An 8,664-nucleotide genomic window follows, 5' to 3' on the forward strand; every position below is an offset into this window, starting at 1 on the left:
CGTTGTCGACGTAATAGGTGTCGTTGCCGTCGCCGCCGGTCATGGTGTCGGCACCGAGGCCGCCATTGAGGATGTTGTTGCTGGCGTTGCCGACGATGATGTTGTTCAAGGCGTTACCAATCACCTTGAATTCGCCGACACCGGTCAGCAGCACGTTCTCGACGTTCTGCAGGTTGTTCTTGGTCAGGTCGACAAGTGTTTCCAAGCGATTAGGGTTGTAGGTGATGTTCAAAACATCCGTACCCTCGTTGGCATTTTCGACCAATAGGTCAAGCTCGTGGAGGTCGTCAATGTTGTAGACGTCATCGCCTGCACCGCCGATCATCGTATCGATACCAGCGCCGCCGACCAGGATGTTGTTGCCGGCATTGCCGATCAGCACGTTATCTTCAGCGTTGCCGACAGCGTTGATGTTGGCGAAGCCGGTGAGGGTCAGATTTTCGACACTATCGCTCAAGGTGTAGCTGATGGAGGATTGAACGGTATCAATGCCGTTGTTCTTGAACCCGGTCTCGATCACCAGGTCATTGATATTATCGACGATATAGGTGTCGTTGCCCGCACCACCGATCATGGTGTCGGCACCCGCCCCACCGTTGAGGGTATTATTGCCGCTGTTGCCAATCAGGGTGTTGTTGAACCAGTTGCCGGTGCCGTTGATATTGGCGGAGCCCAACAAGGTCAGGTTCTCCAGGTTGTCACCCAGGGTGTAATCGATCGTCGACATGACGGTATCGATTTCTGTCAGCGAAAAATTTTGCTCAATGACCTTGTCGCCGATGTTATCGACATAATAAATATCGTTGCCTGCACCGCCGATCATCGTATCGGCGCCTGTCCCACCATTGAGGATGTTGTTGCCGTTGTTGCCGGTCAGGGTGTTGTCCAGATCGTTGCCGGTCAGATTCAGTGAGGCGTTGCCCAAGAGCAGACCGTCTTCGACGTTGGCTGCCAGGGTATAGCTCGCGGAGGCCTTGACCAGATCATGACCTTCGCCAGTCGCCTCAACGATGATGTCGGCAGCGTTATCGACGGTGTAGATGTCGTCCCCGGTGCCTCCGACCAGTGTGTCGATACCTGCGCCGCCGTCCAGTTGATCATTGCCGGCGCCACCTTGAAGGGTGTTGTTGTAGGCGTTGCCGACCAGGATGTTGTCCAGGTCGTTGCCGACCACGGTGAAGGCACCAGCACCGGTCAACAGTACGTTTTCAACGTTCTGCAGGCTGGTCTGGTTGAGATCGATGACATTGGTCTGCGGTGTGGCGGCGTAGGTGATGTTCAGGACATCTGAACCCTCATTCGCGTTTTCAACCAGTAGCGCCAGTTCACCGGCCTGATCGATGTTGTACACGTCATTGCCGGCACCACCGATCATGGTGTCCAGGCCCGCTCCGCCGCTCAGCGAGTTGTTGCCGCTGTTGCCGATGAGGATGTTGTTCAGGTTGTTGCCAACCGCATTGATGTTGTCGGTACCGGTCAGGGTCAGGTTTTCAACGTTGGCCCCCAGCGCAAAACCGACAGAGGAGATGACATTGTCGATCTCGTTCGGCGCGGTGCTGGTCTCGATCACCGTATCCATGATGTTGTCGACGTAGTAGGTGTCGTTACCGGCGCCCCCGATCATCGTGTCTGCCCCCACGCCACCGTCGATGATGTTGTTGCCGGCATTGCCGGTGAGCACGTTATTCAGTCCGTTACCGGTCGCGTTCAGGTTGCCCCAGCCAGCCAGCGTGAGATTTTCGAGGTTGTTGCCCAAGGTGTAGCTGATCGACGAAATGACAGTGTCGATGCCTGAACCGGCCGTCGCGAGTTCAACGATGGTATCGCCGACGTTATCGACGTAGTAAGTGTCGTTACCGTTACCCCCGGTCATGGCATCGGCACCCGCCATACCGTTAAGGGTGTTATCCAGATCGTTACCGATCAACGTGTCGTTGAAGGCCGAGCCAACGGCATTTTCGATCTTGGCGCCCATCGCAATACCGAGCCCGTCATTGATGGCGGTATTGCTGTTGAGGTCCATGAATGTTTTGCCGATCTGGCTGTAGGCGCCTTCGTTCAGGTTGATCGAGACGGCAGCCAACTGATTGCTGCCATCGATGGTGTCATTGCCACCAGCATCCCAAATAGTCTCGAAGATCGACTGGTTGGCGTCCCATTTGTAGACGTTGTCACCGGTCTGCCACTGCATGTTGGCGCCATACAGACTCTGAATCGCGATGATGTCGAGGATCATCGGCGTTGTCGGCTGATAGGAATAGTTGCTGTTGTAACTCATCACCGTGAAGTGAACGTCGTCAAACTGCGGATTGAGCAGAGTCTTGTTGGTTGGGCTGGTATCGAATGGGTGTTTGAGACCCAGCGCATGGCCGATTTCATGCACGAAGGTCATGTAGTCGTAAGTGCCTTTGCCCGGATTCGGATCGTTGGTTTGTGGACCGATCCAGACATCGCCGGCAACCGGCGTGTCGTCAGGGAAATAAGCCCACGCTGCGGTCTTGTTATCCATCAGTCGGTAGCCGCCGAAACGCAGATCACCGACGTTGGTCAGCGCATCGCTGGTCAGCGTGAAATTGAGGTTGGCAACCGCACTCCACGAACCCAATGCAGTGATCACCGCATTTTTCTGACCCGACGTCAGTTCATAGAGCGCATTGTATTCATTGTCGGGGCTGTAATTGGTGACGAAGTACGAGGTACCCGGCGCCATGAAGCTATAGCTCAGGTTGGTTGGCCCAAACGGACTCCAGTTCGATCCCAGCCAGTAAGTGCCGGAAATGAGACTGTCGACAGTAGCATTGCCGGTCAGTGAGGAAGGGAAACTGAAGGAGTAAGTCTTGGGCGTCGGCATAGGGATTTCCTGAATACTATGCGGCCCTTCCTGAATGCGACCGCTACAAAAAAGAAGGCGATTTTGCACCAGAATTTATACATTTGACATCATAGGGCCACTATTTTCTGATTAGTGGCGTCAAATTACTGACCTGGCGTTCTGTATCGGCCTGTGCAGTAGAATCCTGAGCAAGCGCCCTTTGCCGTCTGTCGAGGATTTTCATGTCAGCTGTAACGCCTTCACTCATCCGCGAAACCTTCCCCGTCGGCCCGTTGCAGTGCAACTGCACGATCATCGGCGACCCGATCACCAAGAAAGCCATCGTCGTCGACCCGGGCGGCAATCCCGATCTGATCATGGCGCGCCTGGATGCGTTGGGTCTGAAAGTGGTGAGCATCATCCACACCCACGCACACCTCGATCACTTCCTCGCTTCCGGGCAGATGAAGGAGAAAACTGGCGCAACCCTGCATCTGCACAAGGAAGATCAATTCCTGTGGGACAACCTGGAGATGCAATGCCAGATGTTCGGCGTGCCTTACGTGCCGGTGCCATCGCCAGATCGCTGGTTGAGCGACGATGAGGAGTTGGCCTGTGGCTGCGGCGTGGCCCTGCATACACCGGGGCATACGCCAGGTTCCATGAGCTTTTGGTTTTCCGAGGCTAAGCTGTTGATTGCCGGCGACACGCTGTTTCGTCGCGGCGTAGGGCGCACGGATTTGTGGGGCGGCGATCAGGCGACCATCGTGCGCTCGATCAAGCAACGGCTGTACACCCTGGACGAAGACGCCACGGTTGTGACCGGCCATGGTCCGGATACGCGTCTGGGCGATGAAATGCGCGAGAACCCGTTTGTGCGTGCCTAAATATTTTGTCACGGGTTGTCGGCGGAATTTTTCGGCATTGTCATGATCCAACGCCCGCACAGGTCCATTGCCAAATGGCCACCATAGAATGCAAAAGTAGGAGCTTTCCATGTTCACCACGCGTCGTTTGATTATTGTCGCTACTGCCGTGGCCGTGCTGTCCGGCTGCGCCTCGCCCAACCCGTATGACAATCAGGGCCAGGCCGACGGTGGCTCGCAAGGCATGAGCAAAACCGCCAAGTACGGAGGCCTCGGTGCACTGGCCGGCGCACTGGCCGGTGCCGCCATCGGTCACGACAACCGTGGCAAGGGCGCGCTGATCGGTGCGGCCGTGGTGGGTGCCTCGGCAGCCGGCTACGGTTACTACGCCGACCAGCAAGAGAAAAAACTGCGCGCGAGCATGGCCAACACCGGTGTTGAAGTGCAGCGCCAGGGCGATCAGATCAAGCTGATCATGCCGGGCAATATCACTTTCGCCACCGACTCGGCGAACATCGCTTCCAGCTTCTACCAGCCGCTGAACAACCTCGCGGGCTCGCTGAAGGAATTCAGCCAGAACCAGATTGAAATCGTCGGCTACACCGACAGCACTGGCAGCCGCCAGCACAACATGGACCTGTCGCAGCGTCGTGCGCAGAGCGTGGCGACCTACCTGACCTCGCAAGGCGTCAGCGGTGCCAACCTGTCGGCCCGTGGCGCCGGCCCGGATAACCCGATTGCCAGCAACGGTGACGTCAATGGCCGGGCGCAGAACCGTCGGGTTGAAGTCAACCTGAAGGCGATCCCGGGCCAGCAGTATGGTGGTCAGCAGCAACAGCAGCCGGGTACGGTTCAGCAGTATCCGTAAGCGATTGCCTGAATGAAGAAATGCCCGATCCTGTGATCGGGCATTTTTTTGTCTGGCCGGTTATGGCCTCATCGCGAGCAGGCTCACTCCTACAGGGGAATGCATTTCAAAATGTAGGAGTGAGCCTGCTCGCGATGGCGATCAAATCGGCACCACAAAACTATCAGGCACAAAAAAGCCCCCGGACACTTCACTGTCCGGGGGCTTTTTGTTTGCAGCGAAGGCTGATTACTTCTTCAGACCATAATGCTCATCGAGCATTCCCGGTGCATTCGGGGTTTTCGGTGCGTAGTCGCGCGGCGGCTCTTGATCGCGCGGTGGCGTCAGGCGTTCGCGCGGGGTCTGTACCGCGTCGGCGTGCAGCGCGGCGATCAGGCGTTGACGGGTCTGCTCGTCCAGGGCCAGACGATTGGCGCCCTCGGCGAGATGATCCTGCACTTCCTGATAGCTCTGGGTCAGTTTCTTGACCAGCGTCGCGGTGCTGTTGAAGTGGGTGACCACCTCGTTCTGATAACTGTCGAAACGCTCCTGGATATCATCCAGTTGACGCTGCGTGCGGCTCGGCGCGGCGCTTGGCACAACGCGCGCGATCAGGAATCCAATGGCGACACCCACAACCAGGGCAAGAGTCGGTAACAACCAAACTAAGAGCGAGTGTTCCACGAGTCCTTCCTCTATAAACGGCTTTGCTTTACGTTAACGGCTCGAACCTGCGCTGTATACCGCGATTCACTCGCAATAGATTGGCACAGACAATTTGCTAGACGAGTCGACCCGATTCGAGGTCACGGAGTTCCTTCCTTGCTGATGCGTGAAACCCCTGTAGTGATTGCCGGCCCAGTCGGCCAAATCGAAGCCTTGTACCTCGACAATGAGCAGCCGCGCGGCATCGCGCTGATCTGCCACCCAAACCCGGTGCAGGGCGGCACCATGCTCAACAAGGTCGTCTCGACCCTGCAGCGCACCGCGCGCGACGCCGGCCTGATTACCTTGCGCTTCAACTATCGCGGCGTCGGCGCCAGCGAAGGTTCGCACGACATGGGCACCGGTGAAGTCGACGATGCCCAGGCGGCTGCGGCATGGCTGCGGGAAAAACACCCGGATCTGCCGCTGACCCTGTTCGGTTTTTCCTTCGGCGGATTTGTTGCTGCAAGTCTCGGCGGTCGTCTCGAAGCCCAGGGCGTGCAACTGAAACATCTGTTCATGGTCGCGCCAGCGGTCATGCGTCTGGGCGAGCAGGATCAACTGCCGCAGCAGGGCGAACTCACCGTGATCCAGCCGGAAACCGACGAAGTCATCGAGCCTCAGCTGGTTTACGACTGGTCGGAAAAACTCCAGCGCCCCCATGAGCTGTTGAAAATGGCAGAATGCGGACACTTTTTTCATGGCAAGCTGACCGATCTCAAGGATCTGATCCTGCCGCGTCTCTCGAATTGATTGCAGTCTGACAAGCGATTACCCATGACGAACCGTACCCGTATCCTCACCGGCATCACCACCACCGGCACCCCGCACCTGGGTAACTACGCCGGCGCCATCCGCCCGGCGATCCTTGCCAGCCGCGACAGCAATGCCGATTCGTTCTACTTCCTGGCCGACTACCACGCCCTGATCAAATGCGATGACCCGCTGCGCATCCAGCGCTCGCGTGTGGAAATCGCCGCGACCTGGCTGGCCGGTGGTCTCGATGTCGACCGCGTGACGTTCTATCGCCAGTCCGACATCCCGGAAATCCCTGAGCTGACCTGGCTGCTGACCTGCGTCGCCGCCAAGGGTTTGCTCAACCGTGCGCACGCCTACAAGGCCTCGGTGGACAAGAACGTCGAAACCGGTGAAGACCCGGACGCCGGCATCACCATGGGCCTCTACAGCTACCCGGTGCTGATGGCCGCAGACATCCTGATGTTCAACGCGCACAAGGTGCCGGTCGGTCGCGACCAGATCCAGCACGTGGAAATGGCTCGCGATATCGGTCAGCGCTTCAACCACTTGTTCGGTCAGGGCAAAGAATTCTTCACCATGCCCGAAGCGCTGATCGAAGAAAGCGTGGCGACATTGCCAGGCCTCGACGGTCGTAAGATGTCGAAGAGCTACGACAACACCATCCCGTTGTTCTCCAGCGCCAAAGAAATGAAGGACGCGATTTCGCGGATCGTCACCGACTCCAAAGCGCCGGGCGAAGCGAAAGATCCTGACAACTCGCACCTGTTCACCCTGTTCCAGGCGTTCGCCACGCCAGCGCAGGCTGACGAGTTCCGTAGCGAACTGCTCGGTGGTCTGGGTTGGGGCGAGGCGAAGAACCGTCTGTTCCAGTTGCTCGACAACGATCTCGGCGAAGCGCGCGACAAGTATCACCAGTTGATTGAGCGCCCGGCTGATCTGGAAGACATTCTGCAAATCGGCGCGAAAAAGGCCCGTGCTGTGGCTACTCCGTTCCTCAACGAACTGCGCGAAGCGGTTGGCCTGCGTTCGTTCGTCAATCAGGTTCAGGTTGCCGCAACCACCAAGAAGAAAGCCGCAAAAGCCGCACGCTTCGTCAGCTTCCGCGAAGACGACGGCAGCTTCCGCTTCCGTCTGCTGGCGGCCGATGGCGAGCAATTGCTGCTGTCGCGTAACTTCGCTGACGGTAAAACCGCTGGTCAGGTGACCAAGCAACTGCAATCGGGTCAGGCGCTGGACGTGCGCAGCGAAGACCTGAGTTTCAGCGTCTGGCTGGAAGGCGAGTGTGTCGGCGACAGCCCGGCGTTCGCCGACGCTGCTGCGCGGGACGCGGCCATCGAGGCGTTGCGCATTGCGCTGACCCCGGTTCAGGACTAATCGGCGGCACGGTCCGACCAAGGGCCGATTGCCATTCCCACGGGCCGTCGCTACAGTGACGGCCCGTTTTTGTTGCCTTGCTAACGAATTATGACGCCCCTAGAACGATACCAAGCTGATCTGAAACGCCCGGACTTCTTCCATGACGCCGCGCAGGAAACTGCTGTGCGTCATTTGCAGCGTCTGTACGACGATCTGATCGCCGCCGATCAAAACAAGCCGGGACTGCTGAGCAAGCTGTTCGGCAAGAAGGATCAGACGCCGGTCAAGGGCCTGTATTTCTGGGGCGGCGTAGGTCGCGGCAAAACTTACCTGGTCGACACCTTCTTCGAAGCGCTGCCGTTCAAGGAAAAGACCCGCACCCACTTCCACCGCTTCATGAAGCGCGTGCACGAAGAGATGAAGACCCTCGGCGGCGAGAAAAACCCGCTGACCATCATTGCCAAGCGTTTCTCCGACGAGTCGCGGGTGATCTGCTTCGATGAGTTCTTCGTCTCCGACATCACCGACGCGATGATTCTCGGCACGTTGATGGAAGAACTCTTCAAAAATGGCGTGACCCTGGTCGCGACCTCGAACATCGTCCCGGACGGTCTGTACAAGGACGGCCTGCAACGCGCGCGCTTCTTGCCAGCCATCGCGCTGATCAAGCAGAACACCGAGATCGTCAACGTCGACAGCGGCGTCGACTACCGTCTGCGTCACCTCGAACAAGCGGAGCTGTTCCACTTCCCGCTCGACGAAGCGTCCCACGAAAGCCTGCGCAAAAGCTTCCGCGCGCTGACACCGGAATGCACTGCAGCGGTCGAAAACGATGTGCTGATCATCGAAAACCGCGAGATCCGCGCGTTGCGTACGTGCGACGACGTGGCCTGGTTCGACTTCCGCGAACTGTGCGACGGCCCGCGTAGCCAGAACGACTACATCGAACTCGGCAAGATCTTCCACGCCGTGTTGCTCAGCGGTGTCGAGCAGATGAGCGTCACCACTGACGACATCGCTCGCCGCTTCATCAACATGGTCGACGAGTTCTACGACCGTAACGTCAAGCTGATCATTTCTGCTGAAGTCGAGCTGAAGGATCTGTACACCGGCGGCCGCTTGAATTTCGAATTCCAGCGCACGCTGAGCCGTCTGCTGGAGATGCAATCGCACGAATTCCTGTCGCGGGCGCACAAGCCTTAAGCGGATTTCGGCAAATAAAAAGGGCCTGCAATTGCAGGCCCTTTTTTATGCGCTGAAGATCAAAAGATCGCAGGCTTCGCCAGCTCCTATGTATGGACTCGCCCCATCATTCAACC

At 57.8% G+C, this 8,664-nt stretch carries 7 protein-coding genes; 5 read left to right on the forward strand and 2 right to left on the reverse strand.

Going from position 1 to position 8,664, the window contains the following annotated elements:
- A partial coding sequence (locus PMI37_RS26500; protein WP_008086948.1) for a M10 family metallopeptidase occupies window positions 1-2,851 on the reverse strand: 2,851 nt, incomplete at its 3' end.
- Between the two features lie 203 nt (window positions 2,852-3,054).
- Here PMI37_RS26500 and PMI37_RS26505 point away from each other — a divergent pair.
- Window positions 3,055-3,699, forward strand: a complete 645-nt coding sequence (locus tag PMI37_RS26505; protein WP_008086949.1) for an MBL fold metallo-hydrolase — start codon at window positions 3,055-3,057, stop codon at window positions 3,697-3,699.
- Window positions 3,700-3,808: 109 nt separating this feature from the next.
- Entirely contained in the window at window positions 3,809-4,546 is a 738-nt protein-coding gene (locus PMI37_RS26510; RefSeq protein ID WP_008086951.1) for an OmpA family lipoprotein, read from the forward strand.
- A gap of 228 nt (window positions 4,547-4,774) precedes the next feature.
- Here PMI37_RS26510 and PMI37_RS26515 read toward each other — a convergent pair whose 3' ends face one another.
- Window positions 4,775-5,209, reverse strand: coding sequence for a YhcB family protein (locus PMI37_RS26515; protein WP_008086953.1), 435 nt, complete (start codon window positions 5,207-5,209; stop codon window positions 4,775-4,777).
- 144 nt (window positions 5,210-5,353) lie between these two features.
- On the opposite strand from PMI37_RS26515, the gene PMI37_RS26520 reads away from it, so the two are divergent.
- From PMI37_RS26520 to zapE, 3 genes are all read left to right on the forward strand, one after another.
- Window positions 5,354-5,983, forward strand: coding sequence for an alpha/beta hydrolase (locus tag PMI37_RS26520; RefSeq protein ID WP_045123301.1), 630 nt, complete (start codon window positions 5,354-5,356; stop codon window positions 5,981-5,983).
- Window positions 5,984-6,007: 24 nt separating this feature from the next.
- Entirely contained in the window at window positions 6,008-7,363 is a 1,356-nt protein-coding gene (locus PMI37_RS26525) for a tryptophan--tRNA ligase (RefSeq protein ID WP_008086957.1), read from the forward strand.
- Window positions 7,364-7,453: 90 nt separating this feature from the next.
- Window positions 7,454-8,548: a cell division protein ZapE gene (gene zapE / locus PMI37_RS26530; protein ID WP_045123300.1), complete on the forward strand. Its 1,095-nt coding sequence runs from the start codon at window positions 7,454-7,456 to the stop codon at window positions 8,546-8,548.
- The last annotated feature ends 116 nt before the right edge of the window (window positions 8,549-8,664 follow it).

Origin of the sequence: Pseudomonas sp. GM80 (assembly GCF_000282515.1) — a bacterium.
Classification (GTDB): domain Bacteria; phylum Pseudomonadota; class Gammaproteobacteria; order Pseudomonadales; family Pseudomonadaceae; genus Aquipseudomonas.